Origin of the sequence: Cribrihabitans neustonicus, from assembly GCF_048820895.1 — a bacterium.
GTDB lineage: Bacteria > Pseudomonadota > Alphaproteobacteria > Rhodobacterales > Rhodobacteraceae > Cribrihabitans_A > Cribrihabitans_A neustonicus.
The window spans coordinates 649,815-676,434 of record NZ_JBMERQ010000002.1 but is presented as its reverse complement, the minus strand read 5'-3'; the positions used below and the strand labels follow the sequence as shown (position 1 = coordinate 676,434).

Sequence of the window (26,620 nt, the reverse complement as noted above, 5' to 3'; positions counted from 1 at the left end):
GCCGTGGAGCTGCCCTTTGACCTCTCCATGGGCCAAGGGGCCTACTTGGCCGCCGCGCTGTTTGCGGCGGCCATGGTGCGCGGCTTTTCCGGCTTCGGCTTCTCCGCAATCTTCATCATTCTCGCGGCCCTCACCACCAACCCGCTGCCGCTGATCCCGGTGGTCTTTGCCTGCGAGATCGCGATGACCGGGCTGCAGGCGCGCGGCATCCGGGCGCATGTGGACTGGGCCCGCGCGCTGAGCCTGCTTGCCGGCGCCGCGCTCGCCACCGTGCCCGCCATCGCCCTGATGGCCCGGCTCTCCGCCGAGGACGCGCGGCTCGCGATCTCTGCACTGATCCTGGTCTTGAGCCTGCTTCTGCTCAGCGGCTGGCAGCTGAAACGTCCGGTGGGGCGGCGGGGCAGCATCGGCGCAGGGGCGGTTGCGGGCATAGCGAACAGTGCAGGCGTCGGCGGGCTGCCGGTTGCGGCCTTCCTCGCCGCGCAGCCGGTGCCGCCCGCGGTGTTCCGCGCCACCATGATCGTGTTCCTCACCGGCATCGACCTGATGGCGCTGCCGGTAATGGCCGCACACGGGCTGGTGGGGCCGCAGACGCTCACCGGAATCCTCCTCGCCTTTCCAATCCTCGCGCTTGGAGTTGCGGCGGGCACCCGCAGCTTTCCGGCGGTATCCCAAGCCCAGTTCCGCCGTGCCGTTGTGCTGATGCTGACCGCCTTCTCGCTCGTCAACATCGCCCGCCTCGCCGCCTGAAGGAGACCGCCATGCAGAACATCCTCGTCGTCAATGCCGGCTCCTCCTCGATCAAGCTGGCGGTCTTTGCCCCCGATCTTGAAATGCAACTGAGCGCGGAGGCCTCCGGCATCGGCGGCACCGGCCGGTTGCGCGTGGGAGACTCACGGCAGGAGACAGCACTCGCCACCCACGCCCTGGCGTTTGACAAGCTGCTGGAACAGCTCGCTGCACGGGGCTTCACACCCGGCAGCCTTGCGGCGGCGGGACACCGGGTGGTGCATGGCGGCGAAAGCCTCACCCGCCCGGAACTGGTGACGCCGGAGGTGCTGGCAGAGATCGGGCACTGCGCCCGCCTTGCGCCGCTGCACAACCCGCACAACGCGGCCGCCATCCGCGCCCTTGCCGATCTGATGCCGCAGCTGCCGCAGGTGGCCTGTTTCGATACCGCCTTCCACGCGGCCAACCCCGAACCCGCCCTGCGCTACGCCCTGCCCGGCCGCCCCGAGACGCAAGGCATCCGCCGTTACGGCTTCCACGGCATCAGCTACGCCGCACTGGTGCGCCGCTGGCCCGAGGTGACAGGCACTGCGCTGCCCAAACGGCTGCTGGCCATGCACCTCGGCAACGGCGCCTCGCTCTGCGCTATCCGCGAGGGCCGCTCGGTGGCAACCACCATGGGCTACTCCCCGCTTGAGGGCCTCACCATGGGCACCCGTGCCGGCAGCATCGACGGCAATGCGGTCCTCGCGCTGGCGGAAACGCTCGGGGTGGACGGCGCCCGCCGGCTGCTCAACCACGAAAGCGGGCTCCTGGGCCTCTCCGGCCTCAGCCCCGACATGCGCGCGCTGGAGGCGGCGGACACGCCCGCGGCGCGGTTTGCCATTGAGCACTTCTGCTACTGGGCGGCCCGCCACGCAGGCTCGATGATCGCGGCGATGGAGGGCATCGACGCCATCGCCTTCACCGGCGGCATCGGCGAGAACGCCGCCGCAATCCGCGCAGACATCACCAAACGGCTCGCCTGGGCCGGCCTGCCCGACGGCGCTGTAAATGTCATCCCGGCGGATGAAGAGCGCCAGATCGCATGGCACACCCGCAATACCCTCGATCTGCCCGGCACCTAGCATCTGAGACCCCCGGGGCAACGCATGGCCAGCGCCCCAGTCGGCATCGCAAGAAAAAATCTTCCGGAACGCCTTGATCGCGGAACAAATATCACCCTCTCTGGACAGAACCAGGAACAGCGTCAGCCCTATGAAAGCAACTTCAAACATGCGTTTCTCCCCCAGAGCCTTCCCCGGCCAGAGGCTGCGGATGCTGTTCCCCGGCGTTGTTCTGTCCGTGGTCGTGGCGATCACCGCCCAGTTCCTGGCCGACCACTATGCGACACCGGCCATGCTGCTGGCGCTTCTCCTGGGCATCGCGCTCAGCTTCCTGTCGGAAGAAGGCAAGGCGGTTGAGGGCATCGCCTTTTCCGCCCGCAGCCTGCTGCGGCTCGGCGTGGCGCTGCTCGGGGTGCGTATTTCTTTCGACCTGATCATGGGGCTGGGGGCGGAGCTGATCGCCCTTGTGGTGACCGGCGTCGTTGCCACCATCGGTTTCGGCCTGTTCGTCGCGCGCTTCTTCGGCCACAAGTGGCGGTTTGCCCTGCTCACCGCCGGCTCCGTGGCCATCTGCGGCGCCTCTGCGGCGATGGCAATCAGCGCCATCCTTCCCCGCGACGACCGCTCGGAGGAGCGTCTCATCTTCACCGTGATGGGCGTCACCGTGCTCTCCACCGTGGCGATGATTGCCTATCCGATCCTGGTCAGCACTCTGGGCCTGAGCGATCTGCAGGGGGGCGTGTTCCTGGGCGGCACCATTCACGACGTTGCGCAGGTGGTGGGCGCGGGCTTTTCGGTCTCGGAGCAGGCTGGCGACACAGCGACGCTGGTCAAGCTGATCCGGGTGGCGATGCTGGCCCCCATCGTGCTGGCCGCCTCGCTGCTGATCCGGCGGTTCGCGGAGGCGCCCAGGGACGGAAAGACACCGCCGCTGCTGCCCGGCTTCGTCATCGGTTTCCTGGTGCTGGCCGTGCTCAGCTCGGCCCATGCCCTGCCTCAGGTCCTGACCGATTTCGCCAGCCAGGCGTCGCGCTGGCTGCTGCTCACCGCCATCGCGGCAGTGGGCATGAAAACAAACTTAAAGCAGGTCCTCGCTGTCGGCGGCGCGGCCATTGCCCTGATCATTGTCGAAACGCTGTTCATCGCCGGGCTGATTCTGGCCGGGATCGAGCTGTTGACCTGACCGGGGGAGACCAGAAGGGAGGCCAGATGACGTTCCAGCAACCCCAGGTGAACACATCACCTGCCGTATCCGACGAGGTCCGCAAGACCACTTGCTACATGTGCGCCTGCCGCTGTGGCATCAACGTGCACATGAAGAACGGCAAGGTCGCCTATATCGAGGGCAACCGCGACCACCCGGTGAACAAGGGCGTGCTCTGCGCCAAAGGCTCGGCCGGCATCATGCAGCACAACGCCCCCTCGCGGCTCAGGAAACCCCTGAAACGCACCGGCCCCCGAGGCTCCGGCGAGTTCCGCGAGATCAGCTGGGACGAGGCGCTCAGCACCGCTGTCGGCTGGCTCAACGAGCTGCACGAAACCGCGCCGCACAAGCTCGCCTTCTTCACCGGCCGCGACCAGTCGCAAAGCTTCACCAGCTTCTGGGCGCAGAACTTCGGCACGCCGAACTACGCCGCCCACGGCGGCTTCTGCTCGGTCAACATGGCGGCGGCGGGCATCTACACCATGGGCGGCGCCTTTTGGGAATTCGGCCAGCCCGACTGGGACCACACCAAACTGTTCCTGCTGTTCGGCGTGGCCGAGGACCACGACAGCAACCCGATCAAGATCGGCCTCGGAAAGCTGAAGGCCCGCGGCGCGCGGGTGATCGGCGTGAACCCGATCCGCTCGGGCTACAATGCGGTGGCGGATGAATGGGTCGGCATCACGCCGGGCACCGACGGGCTGTTCGTGCTGTCGCTGATCCACTGCCTGATGAAGGCCGGGAAGATCGACCTCGACTACCTCGCCCGCTACACTAATGCCCCCGTTCTGGTGAACGCCACCGACGGCCCGGAAATGGGCCTGCTCTTGCGCGATGCGGACGGCAAGGAGCTGGTCATAGACCGCACCACCGGCCAGCTCACCCCCTTCGACCAGCCCGGCGTGCGCCCCGACCTCTCCGCCACCTACGAGATAGACGGTGTCACCCACCGCCCGGTGTTCCAACACATGGCGGAGCAGTACCTCAGCGCGGACTACGCCCCCGAAGCGGTGGCAGAGCGCTGCGGCATCCCCGCCACCCGCATCCGCGCCATCGCCGCCGAGATCGCCCGCGTCGCCTTCGACGAGGCCTTCGAGATCGAGCAGGAATGGACCGATTTCCGCGGCGAGACCCACAGGACGATGAAGGGCCGCCCGGTCTCCATACACGCGATGCGCGGGATCTCCGCCCATGCCAACGGCTTCCAGACCTGCCGCGCCATCCACGTGCTGCAGATCCTGCTCGGCACGGTGGAGGTGCCCGGCGGCTTCCGCTTCAAGCCGCCCTACCCGAAACCGGTCAGCGCTCATCCCACCCCGCACGGCCAGGGCCGCCCCGGCCGCCCGCTTGAAGGCCCGCACCTCGGCTTCCCGCGCGGCCCCGAAGACCTGCAAATCGGCAAGGACGGCAAGCCCCTGCGCATCGACAAAGCCTTTACCTGGGAAAACCCGATGTCGGTGCACGGGCTCATGCATATGGTGATCTCCAACGCCCACGCCGGCGATCCCTACAAGATCGACACGCTGTTCATGTACATGGCGAACATGTCGTGGAACTCATCGATGAACACCGGCGGCGTGATGGAGATGCTCACGGCGCGCAACGACGATGGCGGCTACGTGATCCCGCGGATCATCTACTCCGACGCCTACAGCTCGGAAATGGTGGCCTATGCCGACCTGATCCTGCCCGACACCACCTACCTTGAGCGGCACGACTGCATCAGCCTGCTCGACCGCCCGATCTGCGAAGCCGACGCCGCCGCCGACGCGATCCGCTGGCCTGTGGTGGAGCCCGACCGTGACGTGCGCGGCTTCCAGTCGGTGCTGGTCGAACTCGCCAACCGGATGAGCCTGCCGGGCTTCACCTATGAGGACGGCAGCCCCAAGTGGAAGGACTACGCCGACTACATCGTCAACCACGAGCGCCGCCCCGGCATCGGCCCGCTCGCAGGCTTTCGCGGCAAGGACGGGACGGACACCGGCCGCGGCGAAGTGAACCCGGAACAGCTCTCCCGCTACATCGAAAACGGCGGCTTTTTCGCGGAGCACATTCCGGACGAAGCCCTCTACTACAAGCCCTGGAACCGCGCCTACCAGGACTGGGCGGTGGGCCTCGGCCTCTACGACGCCCCGCAGCCATACCTGTTCCAGCTCTACGCCGAGCCGATGCGCCGCTTCCAGCTCGCTGCCGAAGGCGAGGGAGACCGCCAGCCCCCCGACCACCTGCGCGCCCGGCTCAAACAGGCAATGGCGCCACTGCCGATCTGGTACGAAACCGATCAGACCGGCAACGAGGGCTACACCATCCACGCCCTCACCCAGCGCCCGATGGCGATGTACCATTCCTGGGGCAGCCAGAACGCCTGGCTGCGGCAGCTGCATGGCCACAACCCGCTCTACGTCCCGTCAAAGCTGATGCGCCAGCACGGGCTTCAGGACGGCGACTGGGCCCGCGTCTCCTCTCCGCACGGGGAGATCACCGTGCCGGTGATGGAGATGGCCGCGCTCAACGAGAATACAGTGTGGACCTGGAACGCCATCGGCAAACGCAAAGGCGCCTGGGCGCTGCAAGAAAACGCGCCGGAGGCCACCAAGGGCTTCCTCCTTAACCACCTGATCCACGAGCTCCTGCCGCCCAAGGGCGACGGTCTCCGCTGGGCCAACTCCGATCCGATCACCGGCCAGGCCGCCTGGTTCGACCTCAAAGTGAAACTCGAAAAAGCCACCCCGCCGGACGGCCTGCAGGAAAGCCAACCCGCCTGCCCGCCCATCCGGTCCCCCGTCGGCACCGGTCCGGACCAGCTCGCATGGCAGGTGAAAAAATGACGCTGCAAGTTCCTCTTGCCGGAAATATCCCGGGGTCCTGGGCAGCGCCCCGGCGTGCCTCCACTGGCGGACACCATACTCAAAACCTGCCCCGCCCGTCATCTTTCCCAAAATACTCCGGGGGTGAATTGAGCCGCAGGCTCAAGAGGGGGCTGGCCCCCTGCCCCCGCCGCCACCCGGCCGGAGTCCAGACACAATGACCGAACTCCCCCCCGCCACCGACCGCAAGATGGGTCTGGTGATCGACCTCGACACCTGCGTCGGCTGCCACGCCTGCGTGATTTCCTGCAAGGGCTGGAACACCGAAAACTACGGCGCGCCGCTCAGCGACCAGGACCCCTACGGCGGTGATCCCTCCGGCACCTTCCTCAACCGCGTGCATTCCTACGAGGTGCAGCCCGCACCCTGCGAAACCCACCCCGACCCCGCGGCCCAGCTCATCCACTTCCCGAAATCCTGCCTGCACTGCGAGGACGCCCCCTGCGTCACCGTCTGCCCCACCGGCGCCAGCTACAAACGCGCCGAGGACGGCATCGTGCTGGTGAACGAGGATCACTGCATCGGCTGCGGCCTCTGCGCCTGGTCCTGCCCCTATGGCGCGCGCGAGCTGGACCTCGCGGCGGGGGTGATGAAGAAATGCACGCTCTGCATCGACCGCATTTACAATGAAAACCTGCCCGAGGAGGACCGCGTCCCCTCCTGCGTGCGCACCTGCCCGGCCGGCGCCCGCCATTTCGGAGACCTCGGCGACCCGGACAGCGAGGTGTCGCAATTGGTGGCGGCGCGCGGCGGCATGGACCTGATGCCGGAGATGGGCACCAAGCCCGTGAACAAATACCTGCCCCCGCGCCCGAAGGACCATCTTTCGGAGCAGACGGACCTGCTCGCACCGCTGCTGGCGCCGGTGGACGAGAGCCCCGGCAGCTTCCTCGGCTGGCTCGACAGGGCGCTCGGCATGCTGCCCGGAGACAGCAAACCCGGTGAAACCCCTGCTGGAGACAATACCTGATGCTTCCCGCGCCCTCCGTCATCCTCTTCACCACGCTCTCAGGCCTCGGCTTTGGTTTGCTGTTCTTCCTCGGCCTCGGGCTGCCAGCGGCGACCGGCGGGGTCGCCTTCGTCTTCTACGCCATCGCCTATGCGCTCGCAGGCGGCGGGCTCCTGGCCTCCACCTTCCACCTCGGCCGCCCAGAGCGCGCCTGGCGCGCCTTCACCCAATGGCGCACGAGCTGGCTCAGCCGCGAGGGCGTCTGCGCGGTGGCCGCGCTCTTGGTGATGGGGCTCTACGCGCTTGGTGCTGTCTTCTTCGGTACACACTGGACGCTCATCGGCTGGGCCGGTGCCGCTCTGAGCCTCGCCACCGTGTTCACCACCGCGATGATCTACACCCAGCTGAAGGCCGTGCCGCGCTGGAACATGTCCCTGACCCCGGCGCTGTTCCTCAGCCTGTCGCTGGCCGGCGGCGCGCTCCTGGCCGGGCGCGAGGCGCTGGCGCCCTGGCTGCTGGCGCTCGCGGGCGGTTTGCAACTGGCCTACTGGCTGCGCGGCGATACGGCGCTCTCCCGCTCCGGCACCACCATCGGCACCGCCACCGGGCTGGGCGAGCGCGGCGCGGTGCGCGCCTTCGAGCCGCCGCATACCGGCAGCAACTACCTCCTGCGCGAGTTCGTGCATGTGGTGGGCCGCCGCCACGCGCAGAAACTGCGGGTGATCGCCTTCACCCTTGGCTTTGCCCTGCCGATCGTTCTGATGCTGACACCCTGGTCGGGGCTCCTGGTCAAGCACTTGATGGCGGGTGCCGCGGTACTGTCGCATATGGCGGGCGTCGCCGCCTCCCGCTGGCTGTTCTTTGCCGAGGCCGAACACGTGGTCGGCCTTTACTACGGCAAGCGCTGAAGAGCCGGGGCTGCACCCAGCGTGGAACAAGGGCGAAGCCCGCCGCGCATCACCGCCGCCGCCCCACGCGGCGGCGATTTGGTTGCCGCTAGGTGGTCCCTTGATAAGGTTTACGGACTTGGCAGACATAAACTGCCATCTACTCCCCAATGGATCGCCCCCGCGCGCGCTGGCAATGCACGGCTCGTGGCCAATCCACGCGGTGCCGAAAAAACTGCCCGCTCCATGTCACAAACCCCGCCCCTGCCTCGTCCTGTTTCCGTCACACAAAGAAAAGGAACCGGACAGATGACCCAGCGTCTCGACCAATTTGCCGCCGCGGGCGATCTCTTTCAGCCGATGCTGCAGCAGGAGGAACTCCTGAAGTCCGCAGGGCTCGAGTACAGCCTGATCGAACTGGTGAAGCTGCGCGCCTCGCAGCTCAATGGCTGCGCCCTCTGCATCCATATGCACACCCATGACGCCCGCAAGCACGGCGAAAGCGAGGACCGCATGCATCTTCTGCCCGCGTGGCGGGAGAGCCCCCTTTACAGCCCCCGCGAACGCGCCGCCCTGGCCTGGACCGAGGCGCTGACGAAGGTGGCAGAGACCGGCGCACCGGATGCGGACTACGCCCCCGTGGCCGAGCAGTTCACCCCGCGCGAGCAGGTGGCGCTGACGCTGCTGATCGGGGCAATCAACAGCTGGAACCGCATTGCCATCGGCTTCCGCACGCCACATCCTGCGCCCCGGGAGGCAACTGCCGCGTGAACCATCAGGCTCCAGAGAAACGGGACGCCGAGGTGTTCCTCATGGCGCGGCCGCGGCTTTTCGCGGTCGCCTACCGCATGCTGGGCAGCGTGGCCGACGCCGAGGACATCCTGCAGGAGGCCTACCTCCGCTGGCAATCGGCGCCACGGGGCGAGGTGCGCAATGCAACCGGCTACTTGATGCGGGTGGTGACGCGGCTGTGCCTTGATGTGCTGAAATCCGCGCAGGCGCAGCGCGAGAGTTACACCGGCGCCTGGCTGCCCGAACCGCTCCTGACCGAGGACCCGCCCGAACGGCTGGACCACGATGTCTCCGTCGCGCTGCTGCTGGCGCTGGAGCGGCTAACGCCCTTAGAGCGCGCGGCTTTCCTGCTGCATGACGTCTTTGGCGGCAGTTACGGCGAGGTGGCCCAGGCGCTCGGCCGCAGCCCCGCCGCCTGCCGCCAGCTCGCCGCGCGGGCGCGCCGCCACGTTCAGGCGGATCGCCCCCGCGCGGCCCTTCAGCCCGAGGACGCCCGCGCCCTGACGGAGGCCTTCTTCCGCGCTTCCAAGACCGGCGACACCGCCGCGCTCACGCAGCTGCTGGCCGAGGACGCCGAAATGGTGAGCGACGGCGGCGGCAAGGTGATGGCCGCCTTCAACCCGATCCGCGGCCGCGACAAGGTCATGCGGCTCGCCGCGGGGCTGGCGCGCAAGTCCGGCGCCGCCCTGCCGGAGCGCTGGCGCTTCTGCACGCTGAACGGCCTGCCCGCGATCCTCAGCAAGGAGCCGGATGGGCTGGTGCAGGCGATGGCGCTGGAGATCCGCGAAGGGCGCATCCGGCGGATCTATGTGACCCGCAATCCGGACAAGACCCGGCACCTCGCGGCGGCTCTGGGGTAGAGCAGCCGGTTTGGGAGGGGCGCTGCCCCTCTTGCCCCTCTCGGGGCAATTCACCCCGGGGTATTTTGGGTCAGAAAGTAATGAAAAGGGCGGCGCTCCCGTTGGGGAGGCCGCCCTTGCTTTTGTCAGAGCCGAGACTGGGTCAGAGCAGGCCCGCGTGGGTCATTGCGGCGTCGATGGCCGCCTTGGTGCTGTCCTGTAGGGTGGTGAGCGGCAGGCGCACCTCCTCGCTGCAGAGGCCCAGCTTGGAGAGGCCGTACTTGGCCCCCGCGAGCCCCGGCTCGATGAAGATCGCCTCGTGCAGCGGCATCAGCCGGTCCTGGTATTCCAGCGCTTTCTTGTAGTCGCCCGCGAGGGTGGCTGCCTGGAACTCGGCGCAGAGCCGCGGCGCCACGTTGGCGGTGACCGAGATGCACCCCACCCCGCCATGGGCGTTGAAGCCGAGCGCGGTCGCGTCCTCGCCCGAAAGCTGCACGAAATCCGCACCGCAGGCGGCGCGCTGCTGGCTCACGCGCTCGAGCTTGCCGGTGGCGTCCTTCACCCCGATGATGCGCGGCAGCTTGGCCAGTTCGCCCATGGTGGCGGGGGTCATGTCCACCACCGAGCGCGGCGGGATGTTGTAGATGATGATCGGGATCCCGGCACAGTCATGCGCGGCGGTGAAATGGGCGACCATGCCGCGCTGGGTCGGCTTGTTGTAATAGGGGGTCACTACCAGCGCTGCATCCGCGCCGACTTTTTCAGCGAATTCGACGAAGCGAATCGTTTCTACCGTATTGTTGGAGCCCGCGCCCGCGATCACCGGCACCCGGCCCGCCGCGGCCTTGACCACTTCCTCGACCACGGTCTCGTGCTCTTCATGGGTCAGCGTCGGGCTTTCGCCGGTGGTGCCGACCGGCACCAGGGCGCTGGATCCTTCGGCAATCTGCCATTCCACCAGGCGTTTGAGCGTCTCCAGGTCCAGCGCACCGTTCTGAAACGGGGTGACGAGGGCCGGCATAGAGCCTTTGAACATGGGCACGCTCCTAAGCTTCGGGTGTGAGCGGCAATCCGCCGCCGACAAGGGGTGCGGGCCCGCGGAATCGAGTTGATACCGGCCCGCCATTCAGTAACCTTCATGCCTCTATCCCCGGACCGCTGGAAAATGCAAGAGATGACACGCATCCTGCCCTTCATTCTGCCGATTCTGCTGGCGGCCGCGCCTCTGCCCGCGCTGGCAAACGGCCTTGGCACCGCGCTCGATCTGATGCGGGCGGAGAAATGGGACGAGGCCGCCCGGGCCGCGGGCCCCGAAGACAGCGCCGCGCGCGGCGTGATCGAATGGCACCGGCTGCGCGCGGGCATGGGCTCACCCGCCGACGTGATGTCTTTCCTGGAACAGCGCGCCGACTGGCCCGGGCTCGACTACCTGCGCAAGCAGAACGAGCCGGTGATGGCAGAGACCGGGCGCAACACCGTGCAGGCCTTCTACCGCGGCGCCCGGCCGCAGACCGCCGAGGGCGCCTTGAGCCTGGGGCGTGCCTTGATCGAGGCGGGCCAGCGCGGCGAGGGCGAGGCGGAAATCGTGCTGGCCTGGCGCACCATGGCGATGGGCAGCACCGTACAGGCCGCTTACCTCCGCGATTTCGCGGACCTTTTGAAACCGCATCACGCAGCGCGGCTGGACCGGCTGTTGTGGGACGAGCACCTGGTCAGCGCCCGCCGCATGCTGGGGCTGGTGTCCGACGGGCAGCGCCAGCTCGCGGAGGCACGCATCGCGCTGCAGGAGCGCGAACCGGGCGTCGATGCCCGCATCGCCGCCGTTCCGGACGCGCTGAAGGACGCGCCGGGGCTGGCCTATGACCGTTTTGCCTGGCGCGACGGCAAGCGGCGGCAGGACGACGCAATCGCTCTTATGCTGGACCGCAGCACTTCGGCCGAGAACCTCGGCGAGCCCGGCAAGTGGCTGCGCCGCCGCCGTGACTTTGCCCGCCAGTTGATGCGCGACGGCGACAACGAACGGGCTTACCAGCTCGCCGCCTATCACTTTTCCAACCCGGAGGACGGCTACGGCTATGCCGACTGCGAGTGGCTGGCCGGTTACATCGCGCTTCAGAAGCTGCGCGACCCGGAGCTGGCGGCGGTGCATTTCACCCGCTTCCTGGAGGCGGTTGAGACGCCGATTTCGGTCGGCCGCGGCGGCTACTGGCTGGGCCGCGCCTATGCCGCGCAGGGCAAGGCAGACAAGGCGCATGAGGCCTATGCCAAGGCCGCCGACTACCAGACCTCCTTCTACGGGCTGCTCGCGGCCGAGAAGCTTGGCCGCCCCTTCGACCCGGCGCTGGCCAATCCGCCCGAGCTGCCGGACTGGCGCGAGGCACCTTTCATGCAGTCCTCGGTGCTGAAGGCGGGGCTGCTGCTGCTGAAAGCGGACGATCTCGCCCTTGCCGAGCGCTTCCTCACCCATCTTGTCGAATCGCTGCCGCCGCTGCAGGCGCGGCAGCTCGGGCAAATGGCCGTCGACATGGGCGAGCCGCATCTGGCGGTTATGATCGCCAAACGCGCCGCGGGTGACGGCATCGAGCTGGAGAGCGCCTATTACCCGCTGCATGCGGTGGCCTCGGAGAAGCTGCCGATGGCGGAGGAGATGACCCTCGCCATCGCCCGCCGCGAAAGCGAGTTCGATCATCAGGTGGTGAGCCATGCAGGCGCCCGCGGCCTGATGCAGGTGATGCCCGCCACCGCCGAACTTGTGGCACGCGAGCTGGGCATCCTGGCAGGCCACCGCACTGCCCGGCTGACTGCGGACTGGGACTACAACGCCAAGCTCGGCGCCAATTACCTGGCGCAGCTCGCGGGCAAGTTCAGCGGCAACGTGGTAATGATGGCAGCGGGCTACAACGCCGGGCCGCACCGCCCCAAAACCTGGATGGAGCGCTACGGCGACCCGCGCGACGGCACGCCGGACATCGTCGACTGGATCGAGCACATCCCCTTTAACGAGACCCGCAACTACGTGATGCGCGTCACCGAGAGCCTGCCCGCCTACCGCGCCCGGCTCGGCAAGCCGCCGCTGCCGCAGCCGTTCTCGCGCGAGCTTGCCGGCTCAACCCTTCACGCGTTCGCGCCATAGAGTGAACAGCCCCGCGGCAATGATGATCCCCGCACCGATGGCGACATTGGTGCGGAGCACCTCGCCAAATACCGACATCCCCAGGATCGCCGCCCAGATCAGGTGGAAATAGGCAAATGGCTGCACCGCGCTGGCCTCGGCCATCTCGTAGCACTTGATCAGCAGCCAGTGGCCGCTGGCGCCGGTGATGCACAACAGCCCCATCCAAAACCAGTCGCCCGGCGCCATCGGCTCCCAGAACCAGACGCCGATGGCGGTCATGAAGACCATGCCCGCAACGCCGGTCCAGAAGAAACTGGTCGCCGTGCTGTCCTCGCGCGCCACATAGCGGGTCAGCAGGCCGTAAAGCGCGAACATCAGCGCCGCGATGAAGGGGATCACCGCCGCCGGATCGAACACGCCCATGCCCGGCTGCAGGATCACCAGAACCCCGATCAGCCCCACGCCAATCGCCGCCCAGCGCCGCCAGCCGACGCTTTCCCCAAGGACCGGACCGCTTAACGCCGCCACCAGCAGCGGATAGCAGATGAACACCGCCTGGCTCTCGATCAGGCCCAAGACGGTGAAGCCGTAGACCGCAACGCAGACCTCCGCCGCCAGCAGCACCCCGCGGAACACCTGCAGGCCCAGCTGCCGCGTCTGCGCCACCTTCCGGACACCCCCGGGCGCGCGCGCTGCCAGCGCCATCACGAAAAGGGCAAAGAACCAGTAGCGCACCATCACCACCATGTAGGTGTTGTAAGTCCCCGCCAGGTGCCGCGAGATACCGTCCTGCAGGGCAAAAACAACCGTGGCGCCGATCATCAGCAGGATGCCCGCGGGCACATTGTTGCTTTGCACCTTCGGCTGGGTCAGGATCTGGCCCTGGGGGGACATGGTCATGTCAGGTTTGCCCTCGTCATATGCCGCTTGCGCCCGAACCCGGGCGCGCGGGTCACTTCAAATCCCGCCGCCTGCAGACCGCGGCGCACGAAACCCGCCGCAGCGTAAGTGGCCGCAGTGCCGCCGGGCCGCGTGCGGCGGGCCACTTGCACCAGCAGGGGTTCCTCCCACAGCTCGGGGTTCTTGGCCGGCGAAAACCCGTCCAGAAACCAGGCATCGGCCTGCCCTGTCCACTCTGGCAGCGACACGCGGGCGTCGCCTGTGACCACCTCCAGTTGCAGGCTGCCCAAGTCGCAAGTGCCGCTGCCCTGCCACTTATCCAGGAACCGCGCTGCCCAAGGGCCGACTGCCGGAAACGCCTCCAGCGCGCGGGCCATGTCCTCGGTTGCCATCGGGAAGGCCTCAAAGCTGGTGAAGCGCAAGGCGCCCTCCAGCCCCGATGCTTCCCACGCCCGCCAGGCCGCAAGCATGTTGAGGCCGGTGCCAAAGCCCAGCTCCGCAATATGGAATCCGGGCGCGAACCGTTCCGGCAGCCCGTTGCCTGCAAGGAACACGTGCTCCGTCTCCGCCAGCCCGTCATGGACCGAGAAGTAGGGATCGTCGAACTGCTCCGACACCGGCACCGTGCCATCGCGCCAGCTGAGGCGGGCCTGCTGGTCTGCCATGCTATAATCCCCTAAGTGATGCCTTGAACGGCGCGAGACTGGCGAAAGGACCGCAAAATGGCAATGGCGGATGTGACGATACGCGGCGCGGGCATCTTCGGGCTGTCGCTGGCCTGGGTCTGCGCCCGGCGCGGCGCGGCCGTGCAGGTAGTCGACCCCTATGGCGCAGGTGCCGGGGCCAGCGGCGGGCTGGTCGGCGCCCTCGCACCGCATGTGCCGGAGAACTGGAACGCCAAGAAGCAGTTCCAGCTGGAAAGCCTGCTGATGGCCGAAGGCTTCTGGGCCGAGGTCGAATCCACCGGCGGCGTCTCCCCAGGCTACGGCCGCACCGGACGGCTGCAACCGGTCAACGACGCCCGCACGCTCGAACTCGCCCATCAGCGCGAGGAAAGCGCGCGCGAGTTCTGGAAGGACGCCGCCGAATGGCGGGTCTGCCGTGCGGACAGCCTCGGCCCGTGGGTTCCGCCCAGCGCCACTGGCTACGTGATCCGCGACACGCTCAGCGCCCGCATGCACCCCCGCCGCGCCTGCGCCGCGCTGGTCGCGGCCCTTGGCGTGATGGGCATCGAGGTGCAGGCCGAGGCGCCGGATCAGGGCCACGTGGTACATGCCAAGGGCCACGCAGGGTTGCTTGAGCTGAACCGGGCCTTCGGCAAGACCGTGGGCGGCGGCGTCAAGGGACAGGCCGCCCTCCTGCGCTTTCACGAAGGCAACGTCCCGCAGCTCTACGCGGACGGCCTGCACATCATCCCCCACGCGGACGGCACGCTGGCGATCGGCTCCACCAGCGAGCGCGAGTTTGATGACGGGCAGGAGACCGACGCCCGGCTCGACGACCTGATCGACCAAGCCCGCACCGCGGTGCCGGTGCTGCACGGGGCCGAGGTGATCGAACGCTGGGCCGGCGTGCGCCCGCGCGCCAAGTCCCGCGCCCCCGTGCTCGGCCCCTGGCCCGGCCGCCCGGGCCATTTCATCGCCAACGGCGGCTTCAAGATCGGCTTCGGCATGGCCCCGAAGGTGGCCCACGTGATGGCCGGCCTGCTGCTCGACGGCCAGGACAATATCCCCGAAGGCTTCCGCGTCGAAGACAACCTCTGACCCGCGCCCCCTTCCAGCCTTTTGCCGGGTCAAGGGCGGCGAAGCCGCCGCGCGGCGCGCGCGGTCCACCCTTGACGCGGCAATGGGCGCCCCAAAGTCGGCCAGGCGCCCTGAGGGGCAGAATGCCCCCTCAAGCGCTTCTCAGTAAATCTCCCCGCCGCGCAGCGGCGGCACTTTCCTTTTCGCGCCGCGCAGCGGCGGAACTTTCCCTATCGCGCCGCGCAGCGGCGCCCGGCCCAAGCCCCTAATCTGTCCCGCGAAGGGGCAGCTTGGGGCGCGGGAGCGCTCCCCCTTACTCGTGCGGCACCGCCTCTGCCCGCATGCACTCCCGCCCGTCCGGCCCGCGCACCCAGAGCTGCCGGCCCAAGCGGCACAACTCGGCACGTTCGGTGTGCATCAACGGCGACGACGCCCGGAAAGAAAACTCCCTGAGCGGACCCAGCGCCTCCTCCGCCATCAGCATCAGATGCTGCGCCAGAAGCGGCCCGTGCACCACCAGCCCGCCGTAGCCCTCCACCTGCCGGGCGTAGTCGAGGTCATAGTGGATGCGGTGCCCGTTGAAGGTCAGCGCCGAATAGCGGAACAGCAGCGTCGAGGAGAAAGAGACCGCCCGCGCGTCATGCTCATCGACCCGCGCCTCCGGCGGCACCGGGGCGGGCGCGCCGGGCGCGGGATCCTCGCGGTAGACCAGGTCGTGCCATTCGGTGAGGCACAGCGCACCTGCCTGCCGGATCTCGTGGCGCAGGGTGACAAATCCGAGCGGTCCGCTCCGGCCCTGCTTGCGCCCGGCTTTCTCGAGCACCGAGCGTTTCTCCGCCGCGATACCCGCGCGCAAGGGCGCCTCGAACCGCAGCCGTCCGCCCGCCCACATCCGCCGCGGCAGGCCGAGGTCCGGGATCAGCCCGCCGCCGCCGACCCGCGGATGCCCGTCGCGGCCCAGGTCGGAAGGCGGCAGCGGCGTCCAGAAGTAGAGCTGGTGGAAGAAGGGCGGCAGGGTGCTGCCCGCGGCAATCTCCGGCACCAGCCCCAGCGCGGCCTGGAAGGCAGCGGCGCGGGCCGGGTCCATCACGTCGCTCACGCGGGTTTCCGGTTGCGAGGCAGGGGCGGTGTCATCCGGGCTGGTCATGGCGCCACCCTAGCGGCCTCCGCGTGTGAGGCAACCTCATCTCTCATGCGCGGCACGCAGCTTGCCCATCAGCGTGGCAAGCGTCTTCTCATAGCGCTCGCTCAGCAGCCGCCCATCGTCATCGAACTGGTTCCGGCAATCAGCCAGATGCATCTCCGGCCCGGTCAAAAGCCTCGGCTGAAAGGCCACCAGAAAGCCCCGCAGCACCATCTGGGCGCGCTCGCCGCCCGCCCGGCCCGCCGCGGCCGACATCACCGCCACCGGTTTGTCGGCCCAGGGGTTGCCCTTGATCCGGCTCACCCAGTCGAGCGCGTTCTTCAGCACGCCAGACGGACCCTTGTTGTATTCCGGGGTTGAAATCGCAACCGCATCCGCCGCCGCGATCTGGCTGTGAAGCCGTTCAGCCGCCTCCGGAATTCCGTCTGCCATCTCCGCGTCGCCATCGTAGAGCGGCAGGTTCAAATCGCCCGCCAGCACATCCGCCGGGCCGAACAGCCGCGCCGCCTCGCGCAGGAGCTTGCGGTTGCAGGAGTCGCGGCGCAAGGAGCCGGAGATTGTGAGCAAGACAGGGGTGGTCATCGGGGGGCAGTCCTTTCGCGCAGGGGGACCGGTAAGCGCCGGCGGTTTCCACCATCATGCCCGAGCCCGCCCGCCGCCGGAACCGGGCATCCCCGCGCAGTGCCTGTGCAGAGAGCCAGCCCCCGGCGCGGCCTCAACCGCCCCCAGCGCGGAACAAGGGCGCAGCCCGCCGCGCATCGCCGGCGCGCCCCCACGCGGCGGCGATTTGGCGGAGGCTGGGAATGCCTTCGAAAAGAGGTACGGACTTGGCCGGGATAAACTGCCAACAATTGCCGTTCGGATCGCCCCCGCGCGCGCCGTCAATGCACGGCTCATCTCTCAGGCAGGGGCGCGGCGGCATTGTTCAGCGCCACGGGATCAAACAGAAAAAACCCGCCCCGGAACCGGGACGGGCCTCTGTCTCTGCGGAAACCGGCAGGATCAGCGCTGCTGCGGGATCACCACCACCTCGACCCGGCGGTTCTGCGCCTTGCCGGCCGGGTTCAGGTTCGAGGCCACCGGCTGCTCCTCGCCGCGGCCGATGATGCGGAGGCGGCTGTAAGGCACGCCGCCGGCCGCGATCTGGTCGGCCACCGCCTGCGCGCGGCGCTCGGAAAGGCGCTGGTTGTAGCCCGCGTCGCCGTCGCTGTCGGTATGGCCGATCACCTGCACGGTGCTGTTGGGGAAGCGCACCAGGGTGCCCGCCACCCGGCGCAGGTCGCCCTGGACGGCAGGCGAGATCGCGTAGCTGTCGGTTGCGAATGTCAGGTCGTTCGGGAACGACAGGATCAGCCGGTCGCCGGTGTTGACGATGGTGATCTCGTCATTGGCCAGGTTCTGGCGCAGCTCGCGCTCCTGCGCGTCCAGCTGGTTGCCGATCACGCTGCCGGCAGCGGCACCGACCAGAGCACCGGTTGCAGCGCCAAGTCCGGGGTCCGAGTCATTGGCGATCGCACCGACACCCGCGCCGATGATGCCGCCGAGGATGGCGCCCGACTGGGTATTGCTGCCCGGCGTGCCGATGGTAGCGGGATCGGTACAGGCGCTCAGGCCCAGGACGGCGGCCAGCACGCCGGCGGTAGTGAGTTTCGTCTTCATCATAGAACTGCCTTCTCGCATTTCGGGCGCTTGATGCGCTTCAAATTTTTGCCGCCAAGTATATCGGGGGGCGGCCGCCGCATAACAAGGGAAAGCCGCGCTGCCTCGGCGGATTGCCGCGCAAGGAACAGCCTGCGCCCCTTAGGGGTCGAAAACATAGTCCCAGCTTTCCTGTTCCATCCACAGCTTCCGCAGGGCGCAGGCCTCATCCGCAAACCCCGCCTCCAGCAGTTCCGCCGACAGCATCCGGTCGGTGCGGAAATGCCGGAAGCCGCCGCGCAGCTCGCACCAGGCGGCCAGCAGCGTCGCTTCGATGTGGTAAATCAGCGCCAGCGGCCGCACCCGGCGGTGCGTCTGGCCGCCCGCGGCATCCAGATAGGTGAGCTCCAGCTTGCGGCTCTCGCGCACCGCCTGGCGCAGCAGCGCTTTTGGCACACAGCCTTTCTCGGGATCGTCCGGCGGGGCGCCCCAGGGCGCCACCTGGAGCCAGTCGGCAGTGGCATGCACGTCTTTGATCTTGCGGCTGACCCGGGCGGCGGCGCGCTGCAAGGCGCCGTCCCCGGTGCGGATCAGCATGGCGAGGCCCACGTGCAGCGCTTCCAGCTCCTCCTCGTCGAAGTTCAGGGGCGGCAGGTCATAGCCGCCGCGCAGCACGTAGCCGATTCCCGCCTCGCCCTCGACCGGCGTGCGCATCGCCTGCAGCGCAGCGATGTCGCGGTAGACCGTGCGCTTGGAGACCTCAAGCTGCGCCGCCAGGTCCTCGGCCCGCACCGGCGCGGAGGCGGCGCGCAGGATCTGGATGATTTCAAACAGGCGGCCGGTGCGCGGCATGGCAGGGGCTCCGGTGGCGGGCCCAGCGGGCGGGGCTCCAGTGACAGGCTGCTGACACTCTAGCACATAATGCTGACAGCATCATGTCAGCAGCGATCTGCTTTTCTCTGCATACCGCAGAAAGGAGATACCCCATGCTGTCCAACGACTGGATCGTGATGATGACCTTCGGGCTGGAGCGCTGGGACACCCGCCAGCGCGCGCCACGCGCCTACGAGATCGAACGGGAGGCAGCCCGGAAACGCTTCGAGGCAGAAGCCCGCGCCGCCGCCTGCTTGAGCAGGCGCAGCCGCCCGCCGCTCTGGCCCCGGCTCCTCAGCGCGCTGCGGAGGGCGTTGCCGCTCCGGCCGCATCGTCCTGCGCTGCCTCGAAAGCCAGCATCGCGCGCTTGACCGGCAGCCCCCAGTGGTAGCCGCCGAGCGCGCCGGACTTGCGCAGGGCACGGTGACAGGGAATCAGCCAGCTTACCGGGTTGCGCCCTACCGCCGTGCCCACCGCCCGCACCGCCTTGGGTGCGCCGATCGCCTGGGCAATCTCGGAGTACGTGGTGACGTGGCCCGAAGGGATGCGCAGCAGCGCTTCCCAGACCTTGATCTGCATCGGTGCGCCGATCAGGTGCAGCGCTGTTTCGCCCCGCTGGGCAAAGGCGGCCTCCACCAGCGGCCTCAGGGCGGCCGGCTGCTCCACGAATTCCGCCAGCGGCCAGCGCGCCCGCATGTCGGCCATCGCGGCGTCCGGTCCGGTCTCGGCGGCGAACGCCAGCCCGCAGAGTCCTTTTTCGGTGCCCATCGCCAGCGCCTCCCCGAAAGGACTGTCGAACCAGCCCCAGAAGATCCGCAAGCCGTCGCCCTTGCGGGCATATTCGCCGGGACTCATCGCCTCCCAGCGCAGGAACAGATCGTGCAGCCGCCCCGAACCCGACAGCCCCACCGCATACGCGGCATCCAGGGTGGTAAAGCGCTCGCGCAGGAGCGTCTTGGCATGGCCCAGGCGCAAGTACTGCTGATAGCGTTTGGGGGAGACGCCGACCCAGGCCGAAAACAGCCGCTGAAAATGCGCCGGGCTCATGCCCATCCGCGCGGCCAGCTGCTCCAGCGTCAGATCCTCGCCGCCTTCGTCGATCAGCTCGATCGCGCGGCGCATGACGCCGTAATGATAAGTGTTTTCGCGCGCTTCGGTATTCATCGGCCCAACCTGTTCTGACTTGCCCCAAGGTAATACGCGCAAGCCCGGCAATCGACCCGGAACTTGCGGCTTGCGCCGCCCCCATGGCCCCCGCTGAGCCCGGCAACCGCCCGTATACCGCCCATACACCGCCCATACACCGCCCATACACCGCCCCGCCGCTTTGCCGTTGCGGCGGGCGCGGCAAAGCGGCATTAAGCCATATTATGGCCAAGCAACTCGACTACCACACCCTGCGCGAGATCTTCTCGCGGTTCCAAGCTGCCGAGCCGGAGCCGAAAGGCGAACTGGAGCACGTCAACGCCTACACCCTGGTGGTGGCAGTGGCGCTGTCCGCGCAGGCCACCGACGCGGGCGTCAACAAAGCCACCCGCGAGCTTTTCAAAATAGCCGACACCCCGCAAAAGATGCTGGAATTGGGCGAAGAGGGGCTGATCGAACACATCAGGACCATCGGCCTCTACCGCAACAAGGCCAAGAACGTCATCAAGCTGTCGCGCATCCTGGTCGAGCAATACGGCGGCGAGGTGCCCAATTCCCGTGCCGCCCTGCAGTCGCTGCCCGGCGTCGGCCGAAAGACCGCCAACGTGGTGCTGAACATGTGGTGGCGCTACCCGGCGCAGGCGGTCGACACCCACATTTTCCGTGTGGGCAACCGCTCCGGCATCTGCCCGGGCAAGGACGTCGACGCCGTCGAACGCGCCATCGAAGACAACATTCCCGTGGATTTCCAGCAGCATGCCCATCACTGGCTGATCCTGCATGGCCGCTACCACTGCAAGGCGCGCAAGCCGCTGTGCGGCACCTGTCTGATCCGCGACCTGTGCCAATATGAGGACAAGAACCTATGACCACCTACCAGCTGGTCGGCATCGGCAACGCCGTCGTCGACGTCATCAGCCGTTGCGACGACAGCTTTCTCGACCACATGGGGATCGGGAAGGGCATTATGCAGCTGATCGAGCGCGAGCGCGGCGAAGTGCTCTATGCGGCGATGCAGGAGCGGGTGCAGACCCCCGGCGGCTCGGTTGCCAACACCATCGCCGGAGCCGGCGCTCTGGGGCTGAAGTCCGCCTTCATCGGGCGCGTGCATGACGACGCGCTGGGGCGGTTCTATGCCAAGGCGATGACCGATGAGGGCATCGACTTCGTGAACCCGCCGGTGCCCGGCGGCGAACTGCCGACTTCGCGCTCGATGATCTTCGTCTCGCCCGACGGCGAACGCTCGATGAACACCTACCTCGGGATTTCCACCGGGCTGACCAGCGACGATGTGCCCGAACGGGTCTCCGGCAAGGCAGAGATCATGTTCCTGGAGGGCTATCTCTTCGACCATGACGCGGGCAAGACCGCCTTCCGCGAAGCAGCCCGCGCCAGCCGCGACGGCGGCGGCAAGGCCGGCATCTCGATCTCGGACCCGTTCTGCGTCGAGCGCCACCGCGCCGATTTCCTGTCGCTGATCGAACACGATCTGGACTACGTAATCGGCAACGAGGCGGAGATCCTGTCCCTGTTCGAAACCGATGACCTGGAGCACGCCCTGGCCAGGACCGCCGCGATCTGCCCGCTGGTGGTCTGCACCCGCTCGGGCGATGGCGTCATCGTGCTGTCGGGCGATAAGCGCATCGAGGTGGGGGTCGAGAAGATCACACCCGTGGATGCCTCCGGCGCGGGCGACCAGTTTGCCGCGGGCTTCCTGTTTGGCCTGTCGACGGGGCGCGACCTGGAAACCAGCGCCCGCATCGGCTGCGTCTGCGCAGGCGAGGTGATCCGCCACATCGGCCCGCGCCCGCAGACCGACCTGAAGGCGCTGCTGCAATCCCACGGCCTGATCTGATCCGGGCCTGACATGGCCCTGAAATGGCTCTGACATGATGGCGGCGGGCACCCTCCCGCCCGTCGCCGCCGCGCCCCTGGGCGCAACAGCTCCCGTTGGGCCGGGCGCAGCGCGGCTCCGCCGCCCTGCGCGGGCGCGCGCCCTCGCAGGGGTTACGCCTTTCCGCCCGCCGCCTCGGCCGAGACCTGCGCCCTGGACAGAAGCGTCTTCAGCGTCTGCACCTCCTCCGGCGCCAGCCCCGCGATGAGCCGCGCCTGGGTTTCGACATGCTCCGTCACCGCGCGGTCGATCAACTCGCGCCCCTCCGGCGTCAGCGCGATCAGGAAACTGCGGCTGTCCTCCGGGTTCACCTCCCGCCGCACCAGCCCATCGGCGGCCAGCCGGTCGATCCGGTTGGTCATCGTGCCCGAGGCCACCATCGTCGCCTGCATCAAGGCCCCCGGCGACAGCGCATGCGGCGCGCCCGCCCGGCGCAGCGTCGCCAGCACGTCGAACTTCGCCGCGTTGAGCCCGAAGGCGGCGAAGGTCTTCTGCATCTCCTGCTGATAGGCAAGGTAAAGCCGCGCCACCCGCCCGATCACTCCCATGGCCGTGACATCGAGGTCCGGCCGCTCGCGTTCCCATTGCTGGGTAACAAAATCCACGTGGTCCATGGTCCCGGTTTACCAGATTTTATCTTGACGTCAAGATAGACGGCTACTATCTCGACATCGAGACAATGGAAGAACCGCCATGCCGACCCGAGACCTTTTGCTCACAGCACTTGCCCCCGCGATCTGGGGCAGCAGCTATATCGTGACCACCGCCTTCCTGCCCGGCCATTCGCCGCTCACCGTGGCGCTGCTGAGAGCGTTGCCCGCCGGGCTGCTGCTGATGCTGCTGGTGCGCCAGCTGCCGCCAGTCGGCTGGCTGCCGCGGCTGATGGTGCTCGGGGCGGTGAACTTCGCGCTGTTCTGGAGCCTGCTGTTCCTCTCGGCCTACCGGCTGCCGGGCGGGGTGGCAGCGACCTTGGGGGCGGTGCAGCCACTGATCGTGGTGTTCCTCTCGGCGCTGATGCTCAACAGCCATATCCGTGCCGCCGCCGTTGCCGCCGCGCTGCTCAGCATTGCGGGCGTGGCGCTTCTGGTGCTGACGCCGGCGGCGCGGCTGGATCCGGTGGGGGTGCTGGCAGGCCTCGGCGGAGCGCTGTCGATGGCGGCGGGCGTGGTGCTTACCCGCAAGTGGCAGCCGCCGGTGCCGCCGCTCACCTTCACCGCCTGGCAGCTCACCGCGGGCGGGCTGCTGCTTCTGCCGGTGACGCTCTGGCTGGTGCCGGAGATGCCCGTCTTCACCTCTGCCAATATCGCGGGGTTGGCCTACATGAGCCTGATCGGCGGCGCGCTCACCTATATCCTGTGGTTCCGCGGCCTTGCGAGGATCGAGCCCTCGGCGGCGTCGCTCCTTGGCGTGCTCAGCCCGCTCAGCGCAGTGATCCTCGGCTGGCTGATCCTCGGCGAAGGTCTGACACCGCAGCAGATGCTGGGCGCGGGTCTGGCGCTGCTCAGCCTCTGGCTCGGCCAGGCCGGGCTGCGTCTGCCGCGGCGGGCAACCGCGCAGCCCGCCGAATAAACCCCGCTAGCGCGGCATCTTGCGCTCGCACGGCCCGCCGCTGTGGCAGCTCAGCAGCGCGCGGCGGGCCTTCGGCGTGTCGGCAAAGGCAAGTCCGCCGCAGGCATTGGCGCGCACCACCAGCTCATCGCCCCGCTGTTCGGCAAAGAAGATGTGCTCTTCCCCCGGCACAATGCCGCCGCACCAGGGGCCGAGGCATTCGACCTCCAAAGTGACCGGTATATCGACGGCCTCCGAGAAATCCTCGCCCGAGAGCATTTTCCCCGACAGCTGCGCCGGAACGCGGGTCAGTCCGGGCATGTCGTTGGGATTATCGGAGTGGGACCGCGGCAGCGCGTCCTCGTCGAAAGCCAATGCGCCCGCAATCACGTTGTAGACACGCTCGGATTCCGCAGCTTCAAGATAGGCGTCCTGCACACCCCAGGGCATACAGCTGAGCGCGAAGGCGGGGCCGGCCTGCAGAACTAGCATGGCAGCCGTCAGCGCTGCCCGGCTGGATGGCCGGGCGGGGTGTTTCAAGACCCGCTTTGCAGATCCCATCTCACAAATACTCCCTGAACTCTTCCAAAACACGCAAATAGATCTCCCGCTTGAACGGCACGATCTTCTCCACCAAGCTGCCGGCCGGCATCCAGCACCAGGCCGAGAACTCGGCGTGATGCGCCTCCAGGTCGATGTCGCTGTCCTTGCCAAGGAACCGCATCAGATACCACTTCTGCTCCTGCCCGCGGTACTTGCCGCCCCAGAAATGCGGCACAACTTCGGCAGGCAGGTCATAAGGAAGCCAGCCTTCCGTCTCGGCGATGATCTCGACCAGATCGGGCCGCACACCGGTCTCCTCTTCGAGCTCGCGCAGCGCCGCCGCGCGCGGATCCTCGCCCCTGTCGATCCCGCCCTGCGGCATCTGCCACGCGTCCTTGAAACGGTCCTTGCGCTGACCGGCAAACACACCGCCGTCCGCATTGATCAGCATCACACCCACGTTGGGACGGTAGGGCAGCTTGGCAATGTCTTCCGGCGTCATCTGGCACTCCTTTGGCGGGACTTCCTTCCTTAGACCTCTTGCCGCAGGGGCACGCAAGGGGGTGACGCGGCGTTTGCCCGTGACAAGGCGCCTGCGCAGCGCAATCCTTGCGCCAACGATCAGGGAGAGCCACATGACTGCGTACCCAAACCTGCTGCGCCCGCTGGACCTCGGCTTCACCGAGCTGAAGAACCGCGTGCTGATGGGCTCGATGCACACCGGGCTGGAAGAGACCGGCGACTGGAACCGGGTGGCCGAATTCTACGCCGCCCGCGCCCGCGGCGGTGTCGCGCTGATGGTGACCGGCGGCATCGGCCCCAACCTCGAAGGCTCGGTCCTGCCCGGCGCCGCGATGATGACCAGCGCCAAGGACGTGGCCAACCATTCGGTGGTGACCCAGCGCGTGCACGAGGCGGGCGGCAAGATCGCGATGCAGATCCTGCACGCGGGCCGCTATGCCTACGGGCCGAAATGCGTGGCCCCCAGCCCGGTGAAATCGCCGATCTCCCCCTTTCCGCCGCAGGAGCTGGACGAGGAGGGCATCGAAAAGCAGATCGGCGACATCGTGAACGCCGCGCGCCTCGCCCAGGAAGCGGGCTATGACGGGGTCGAGATCATGGGGAGCGAGGGCTACTTCCTCAACCAGTTCCTGGTCACCCACACCAACAAGCGCACCGACCGCTGGGGCGGCTCCTACGAGAACCGCATGCGCCTGCCGATCGAAGTGGTGCGCCGCACCCGCGAGGCCGTGGGCCGCGACTTCATCATCATCTACCGCCTGTCGATGATCGACCTGGTGCCGAACGGCTCCACCCACGAGGAAGTGGTGCAGCTCGCCCAGGAGATCGAGAAGGCCGGCGCCACCATCCTCAATACCGGCATTGGCTGGCACGAGGCGCGCATCCCGACCATCGCCACCTCGGTGCCGCGCGCGGCCTTTGCCTGGGTCACCAAGAAGCTGATGGGCAAGGTCGGCATTCCGGTCATCACCTCGAACCGCATCAACACACCGGAAGTGGCCGAAGAGGTGCTGGCGGAGGGCTGCGCCGACATGATCTCGATGGCGCGGCCGATGCTGGCGGATGCCGATTTCGTCGCCAAGGCGGAGCGCGGCGACGCCGCCCGCATCGCGCCCTGCATTGCCTGCAACCAGGCCTGCCTCGACCACACCTTCAGCGGCAAGCTGACCTCCTGCCTGGTGAACCCGCGCGCCTGCCACGAGACCGAGCTGGTGATCGGCAAGGCCGCTGCCGCCAAGCGCGTCGCCGTTGTCGGCGCGGGCCCCGGCGGGCTTGCCACCGCGCTCACCGCAGCCGAGCGCGGCCACCAAGTGACCCTCTTCGACAAGGCCGAGGAGATCGGCGGCCAGCTCAACATGGCCAAGCAGATCCCCGGCAAGGAGGAGTTCTGGGGCCTGGTCAACTGGTACCGCACCATGGTTGCCGATGCCGACATCACGCTGGAGCTGGGCCGCGAGGTTACCGCCGATGACCTCACCGGTTTCGACGAAGTGGTGATCGCCACCGGCGTCAGCCCGCGCGACCCCGGCATCCCGGGCCAGGACGGCCCCAACGTGCTGAGCTACATCGACGTGCTGCGCCACAAGAAGCCGGTCGGAAAGCGCGTCGCCGTGATCGGCGCGGGCGGCATTGGCTTCGATGTCTCCGAGTTCCTGCTGGAGGAAGGCCACAGCCCCACCACCGACCTGCCCGCCTGGATGAAGGAATGGGGCGTCGCCGACCCGGCCGAGCACCGTTCCGGCCTCGCCCCGGAAGGCCCGCAGCCCGCCGCGCCCGAACGCGAGGTCACGCTGCTGCAGCGCAAGGCCGAGCGCCACGGCAAGCGGCTGGGCAAAACCACCGGCTGGATCCACCGCGCCACGCTCAAGATGAAGAACGTCAATTTCGTCGGCGGCGTGAACTACGAGAAGATCGACGCGGATGGCCTGCACGTCAGCTTCGGCGAGGCGCGCGAGAACCCCACCCTGATTCCCGCCGACACCATCGTGCTCTGCGCGGGCCAGGTGCCGGAGCGCTCGCTGGCCGATACGCTGGCCGCACGCGGCATCACCGCCCACGTGGTGGGCGGCGCCGACGTCGCAGCCGAGCTCGACGCCAAGCGCGCGATCAACCAGGGCACCCGGCTCGCCGCCACGTTCTGACCTGCCGCCCTGCTGCAAGCCGCCGCAAGGCATCTGGCGGC

25 protein-coding genes are annotated in these 26,620 nt (G+C 68.0%); 14 read left to right on the top strand and 11 right to left on the bottom strand.

What is annotated here, in order from left to right; all coding sequences use genetic code 11:
- The first annotated feature begins 3 nt into the window (after positions 1 to 3).
- The 8 genes from ACOHWE_RS08315 (at position 4) to ACOHWE_RS08280 (ending at position 9,394) form a co-directional block, all read left to right on the top strand.
- Entirely contained in the window at positions 4 to 750 is a 747-nt protein-coding gene (locus ACOHWE_RS08315; RefSeq protein WP_420665592.1) for a TSUP family transporter, read from the top strand.
- An 11-nt stretch (positions 751 to 761) separates the two neighbouring features.
- Entirely contained in the window at positions 762 to 1,856 is a 1,095-nt protein-coding gene (locus ACOHWE_RS08310) for an acetate/propionate family kinase (RefSeq protein WP_420665589.1), read from the top strand.
- A 148-nt stretch (positions 1,857 to 2,004) separates the two neighbouring features.
- Positions 2,005 to 3,018, top strand: coding sequence for a YeiH family protein (locus tag ACOHWE_RS08305; protein WP_420665927.1), 1,014 nt, complete (start codon positions 2,005 to 2,007; stop codon positions 3,016 to 3,018).
- Between the two features lie 26 nt (positions 3,019 to 3,044).
- Complete coding sequence (locus tag ACOHWE_RS08300; RefSeq protein WP_420665586.1) at positions 3,045 to 5,867, top strand: molybdopterin oxidoreductase family protein; 2,823 nt, start codon at positions 3,045 to 3,047, stop codon at positions 5,865 to 5,867.
- Between the two features lie 196 nt (positions 5,868 to 6,063).
- Positions 6,064 to 6,876 (top strand): 4Fe-4S dicluster domain-containing protein, encoded by an 813-nt coding sequence (locus tag ACOHWE_RS08295; RefSeq protein WP_420665585.1) that lies wholly within the window; start codon positions 6,064 to 6,066, stop codon positions 6,874 to 6,876.
- On the top strand, positions 6,876 to 7,763 hold the full coding sequence (locus ACOHWE_RS08290; RefSeq protein ID WP_420665583.1) for a dimethyl sulfoxide reductase anchor subunit family protein: 888 nt from the start codon (positions 6,876 to 6,878) through the stop codon (positions 7,761 to 7,763). Before ACOHWE_RS08295 ends, ACOHWE_RS08290 begins: the two co-directional genes overlap by 1 nt.
- 288 nt (positions 7,764 to 8,051) lie before the next feature.
- The gene (locus ACOHWE_RS08285) at positions 8,052 to 8,513 is read left to right on the top strand and encodes a carboxymuconolactone decarboxylase family protein (RefSeq protein WP_420665582.1); all 462 of its coding nucleotides are present in this window, start codon (positions 8,052 to 8,054) and stop codon (positions 8,511 to 8,513) included.
- Positions 8,510 to 9,394, top strand: coding sequence for a sigma-70 family RNA polymerase sigma factor (locus ACOHWE_RS08280; RefSeq protein ID WP_420665581.1), 885 nt, complete (start codon positions 8,510 to 8,512; stop codon positions 9,392 to 9,394). The genes ACOHWE_RS08285 and ACOHWE_RS08280 overlap by 4 nt, the downstream gene beginning before the upstream one ends.
- A 142-nt stretch (positions 9,395 to 9,536) precedes the next feature.
- Here the strand turns inward: ACOHWE_RS08280 and dapA are convergent, their stop codons facing one another.
- Positions 9,537 to 10,409 carry a 4-hydroxy-tetrahydrodipicolinate synthase gene (gene dapA / locus ACOHWE_RS08275; RefSeq protein WP_420665580.1) on the bottom strand — a complete coding sequence of 291 codons (873 nt, stop codon included), beginning with the start codon at positions 10,407 to 10,409 and terminating at the stop codon, positions 9,537 to 9,539.
- A 138-nt stretch (positions 10,410 to 10,547) separates the two neighbouring features.
- Here dapA and ACOHWE_RS08270 point away from each other — a divergent pair, with 138 nt between their 5' ends.
- Entirely contained in the window at positions 10,548 to 12,506 is a 1,959-nt protein-coding gene (locus tag ACOHWE_RS08270) for a lytic transglycosylase domain-containing protein (RefSeq protein WP_420665579.1), read from the top strand.
- On the opposite strand, the gene ACOHWE_RS08265 is transcribed toward ACOHWE_RS08270, so the two are convergent.
- Both ACOHWE_RS08265 and mnmC2 read right to left on the bottom strand, forming a co-directional pair.
- Complete coding sequence (locus tag ACOHWE_RS08265) at positions 12,480 to 13,388, bottom strand: DMT family transporter (protein WP_420665577.1); 909 nt, start codon at positions 13,386 to 13,388, stop codon at positions 12,480 to 12,482. The two genes, ACOHWE_RS08270 and ACOHWE_RS08265, sit on opposite strands and share 27 nt — an antisense overlap.
- Entirely contained in the window at positions 13,385 to 14,053 is a 669-nt protein-coding gene (gene mnmC2, locus ACOHWE_RS08260) for a tRNA (5-methylaminomethyl-2-thiouridine)(34)-methyltransferase MnmC2 (protein WP_420665576.1), read from the bottom strand. The genes ACOHWE_RS08265 and mnmC2 overlap by 4 nt, the downstream gene beginning before the upstream one ends.
- 57 nt (positions 14,054 to 14,110) lie before the next feature.
- On the opposite strand from mnmC2, the gene ACOHWE_RS08255 reads away from it, so the two are divergent.
- A complete protein-coding gene (locus tag ACOHWE_RS08255; RefSeq protein WP_420665575.1) occupies positions 14,111 to 15,151 on the top strand; it encodes an NAD(P)/FAD-dependent oxidoreductase in 1,041 nt (346 codons plus the stop codon).
- A gap of 292 nt (positions 15,152 to 15,443) precedes the next feature.
- On the opposite strand, the gene ACOHWE_RS08250 is transcribed toward ACOHWE_RS08255, so the two are convergent.
- The 5 genes from ACOHWE_RS08250 to ACOHWE_RS08230 form a co-directional block, all read right to left on the bottom strand.
- Positions 15,444 to 16,277: an HTD2 family dehydratase gene (locus ACOHWE_RS08250; RefSeq protein ID WP_420665574.1), complete on the bottom strand. Its 834-nt coding sequence runs from the start codon at positions 16,275 to 16,277 to the stop codon at positions 15,444 to 15,446.
- A 36-nt stretch (positions 16,278 to 16,313) separates the two neighbouring features.
- Positions 16,314 to 16,856 (bottom strand): NADPH-dependent FMN reductase, encoded by a 543-nt coding sequence (locus ACOHWE_RS08245; protein ID WP_420665573.1) that lies wholly within the window; start codon positions 16,854 to 16,856, stop codon positions 16,314 to 16,316.
- Between the two features lie 420 nt (positions 16,857 to 17,276).
- A complete protein-coding gene (locus ACOHWE_RS08240) occupies positions 17,277 to 17,936 on the bottom strand; it encodes a YiaD family glycine zipper/OmpA-like lipoprotein (RefSeq protein WP_420665572.1) in 660 nt (219 codons plus the stop codon).
- Positions 17,937 to 18,074: 138 nt separating this feature from the next.
- On the bottom strand, positions 18,075 to 18,764 hold the full coding sequence (locus ACOHWE_RS08235; protein ID WP_420665570.1) for a helix-turn-helix transcriptional regulator: 690 nt from the start codon (positions 18,762 to 18,764) through the stop codon (positions 18,075 to 18,077).
- A 315-nt stretch (positions 18,765 to 19,079) separates the two neighbouring features.
- Positions 19,080 to 19,949: a methylated-DNA--[protein]-cysteine S-methyltransferase gene (locus ACOHWE_RS08230; protein WP_420665568.1), complete on the bottom strand. Its 870-nt coding sequence runs from the start codon at positions 19,947 to 19,949 to the stop codon at positions 19,080 to 19,082.
- A gap of 206 nt (positions 19,950 to 20,155) precedes the next feature.
- Here ACOHWE_RS08230 and nth point away from each other — a divergent pair, with 206 nt between their 5' ends.
- Both nth and ACOHWE_RS08220 read left to right on the top strand, forming a co-directional pair.
- The gene (gene nth, locus ACOHWE_RS08225; protein ID WP_420665567.1) at positions 20,156 to 20,800 is read left to right on the top strand and encodes an endonuclease III; all 645 of its coding nucleotides are present in this window, start codon (positions 20,156 to 20,158) and stop codon (positions 20,798 to 20,800) included.
- Positions 20,797 to 21,786, top strand: a complete 990-nt coding sequence (locus ACOHWE_RS08220) for an adenosine kinase (protein WP_420665565.1) — start codon at positions 20,797 to 20,799, stop codon at positions 21,784 to 21,786. The genes nth and ACOHWE_RS08220 overlap by 4 nt, the downstream gene beginning before the upstream one ends.
- A gap of 152 nt (positions 21,787 to 21,938) precedes the next feature.
- On the opposite strand, the gene ACOHWE_RS08215 is transcribed toward ACOHWE_RS08220, so the two are convergent.
- Positions 21,939 to 22,439, bottom strand: a complete 501-nt coding sequence (locus ACOHWE_RS08215; protein WP_420665563.1) for a MarR family winged helix-turn-helix transcriptional regulator — start codon at positions 22,437 to 22,439, stop codon at positions 21,939 to 21,941.
- Between the two features lie 79 nt (positions 22,440 to 22,518).
- On the opposite strand from ACOHWE_RS08215, the gene ACOHWE_RS08210 reads away from it, so the two are divergent.
- Entirely contained in the window at positions 22,519 to 23,394 is an 876-nt protein-coding gene (locus ACOHWE_RS08210) for an EamA family transporter (protein WP_420665561.1), read from the top strand.
- Positions 23,395 to 23,400: 6 nt separating this feature from the next.
- Here the strand turns inward: ACOHWE_RS08210 and ACOHWE_RS08205 are convergent, their stop codons facing one another.
- Both ACOHWE_RS08205 and ACOHWE_RS08200 read right to left on the bottom strand, forming a co-directional pair.
- Positions 23,401 to 23,865: a hypothetical protein gene (locus tag ACOHWE_RS08205; protein WP_420665560.1), complete on the bottom strand. Its 465-nt coding sequence runs from the start codon at positions 23,863 to 23,865 to the stop codon at positions 23,401 to 23,403.
- A gap of 70 nt (positions 23,866 to 23,935) precedes the next feature.
- Positions 23,936 to 24,418 (bottom strand): RNA pyrophosphohydrolase, encoded by a 483-nt coding sequence (locus tag ACOHWE_RS08200; RefSeq protein ID WP_420665559.1) that lies wholly within the window; start codon positions 24,416 to 24,418, stop codon positions 23,936 to 23,938.
- Between the two features lie 133 nt (positions 24,419 to 24,551).
- Between ACOHWE_RS08200 and ACOHWE_RS08195 the strand changes: the two genes are divergently transcribed.
- Entirely contained in the window at positions 24,552 to 26,579 is a 2,028-nt protein-coding gene (locus ACOHWE_RS08195; RefSeq protein ID WP_420665557.1) for an FAD-dependent oxidoreductase, read from the top strand.
- The last annotated feature ends 41 nt before the right edge of the window (positions 26,580 to 26,620 follow it).

Excerpts from the sequence above, each read along its gene's own strand:
- mnmC2 (WP_420665576.1), bottom strand. The coding sequence starts at position 14,053 with ATGGCAGACCAGCAGGCCCGCCTCAGCTGGCGCGATGGCACGGTGCCG.
- ACOHWE_RS08290 (WP_420665583.1), top strand. The coding sequence starts at position 6,876 with ATGCTTCCCGCGCCCTCCGTCATCCTCTTCACCACGCTCTCAGGCCTC.
- ACOHWE_RS08205 (WP_420665560.1), bottom strand. The coding sequence starts at position 23,865 with ATGCTAGTTCTGCAGGCCGGCCCCGCCTTCGCGCTCAGCTGTATGCCC.
- ACOHWE_RS08310 (WP_420665589.1), top strand. The coding sequence starts at position 762 with ATGCAGAACATCCTCGTCGTCAATGCCGGCTCCTCCTCGATCAAGCTG.
- ACOHWE_RS08240 (WP_420665572.1), bottom strand. The coding sequence starts at position 17,936 with ATGATGAAGACGAAACTCACTACCGCCGGCGTGCTGGCCGCCGTCCTG.
- ACOHWE_RS08295 (WP_420665585.1), top strand. The coding sequence starts at position 6,064 with ATGACCGAACTCCCCCCCGCCACCGACCGCAAGATGGGTCTGGTGATC.
- ACOHWE_RS08200 (WP_420665559.1), bottom strand. The coding sequence starts at position 24,418 with ATGACGCCGGAAGACATTGCCAAGCTGCCCTACCGTCCCAACGTGGGT.
- ACOHWE_RS08255 (WP_420665575.1), top strand. The coding sequence starts at position 14,111 with ATGGCAATGGCGGATGTGACGATACGCGGCGCGGGCATCTTCGGGCTG.
- ACOHWE_RS08250 (WP_420665574.1), bottom strand. The coding sequence starts at position 16,277 with ATGACCAGCCCGGATGACACCGCCCCTGCCTCGCAACCGGAAACCCGC.
- dapA (WP_420665580.1), bottom strand. The coding sequence starts at position 10,409 with ATGTTCAAAGGCTCTATGCCGGCCCTCGTCACCCCGTTTCAGAACGGT.
- nth (WP_420665567.1), top strand. The coding sequence starts at position 20,156 with ATGGCCAAGCAACTCGACTACCACACCCTGCGCGAGATCTTCTCGCGG.
- ACOHWE_RS08285 (WP_420665582.1), top strand. The coding sequence starts at position 8,052 with ATGACCCAGCGTCTCGACCAATTTGCCGCCGCGGGCGATCTCTTTCAG.
- ACOHWE_RS08230 (WP_420665568.1), bottom strand. The coding sequence starts at position 19,949 with ATGAATACCGAAGCGCGCGAAAACACTTATCATTACGGCGTCATGCGC.
- ACOHWE_RS08300 (WP_420665586.1), top strand. The coding sequence starts at position 3,045 with ATGACGTTCCAGCAACCCCAGGTGAACACATCACCTGCCGTATCCGAC.
- ACOHWE_RS08235 (WP_420665570.1), bottom strand. The coding sequence starts at position 18,764 with ATGCCGCGCACCGGCCGCCTGTTTGAAATCATCCAGATCCTGCGCGCC.
- ACOHWE_RS08270 (WP_420665579.1), top strand. The coding sequence starts at position 10,548 with ATGACACGCATCCTGCCCTTCATTCTGCCGATTCTGCTGGCGGCCGCG.
- ACOHWE_RS08220 (WP_420665565.1), top strand. The coding sequence starts at position 20,797 with ATGACCACCTACCAGCTGGTCGGCATCGGCAACGCCGTCGTCGACGTC.
- ACOHWE_RS08210 (WP_420665561.1), top strand. The coding sequence starts at position 22,519 with ATGCCGACCCGAGACCTTTTGCTCACAGCACTTGCCCCCGCGATCTGG.
- ACOHWE_RS08305 (WP_420665927.1), top strand. The coding sequence starts at position 2,005 with ATGCGTTTCTCCCCCAGAGCCTTCCCCGGCCAGAGGCTGCGGATGCTG.
- ACOHWE_RS08245 (WP_420665573.1), bottom strand. The coding sequence starts at position 16,856 with ATGACCACCCCTGTCTTGCTCACAATCTCCGGCTCCTTGCGCCGCGAC.
- ACOHWE_RS08265 (WP_420665577.1), bottom strand. The coding sequence starts at position 13,388 with ATGACCATGTCCCCCCAGGGCCAGATCCTGACCCAGCCGAAGGTGCAA.
- ACOHWE_RS08195 (WP_420665557.1), top strand. The coding sequence starts at position 24,552 with ATGACTGCGTACCCAAACCTGCTGCGCCCGCTGGACCTCGGCTTCACC.
- ACOHWE_RS08215 (WP_420665563.1), bottom strand. The coding sequence starts at position 22,439 with ATGGACCACGTGGATTTTGTTACCCAGCAATGGGAACGCGAGCGGCCG.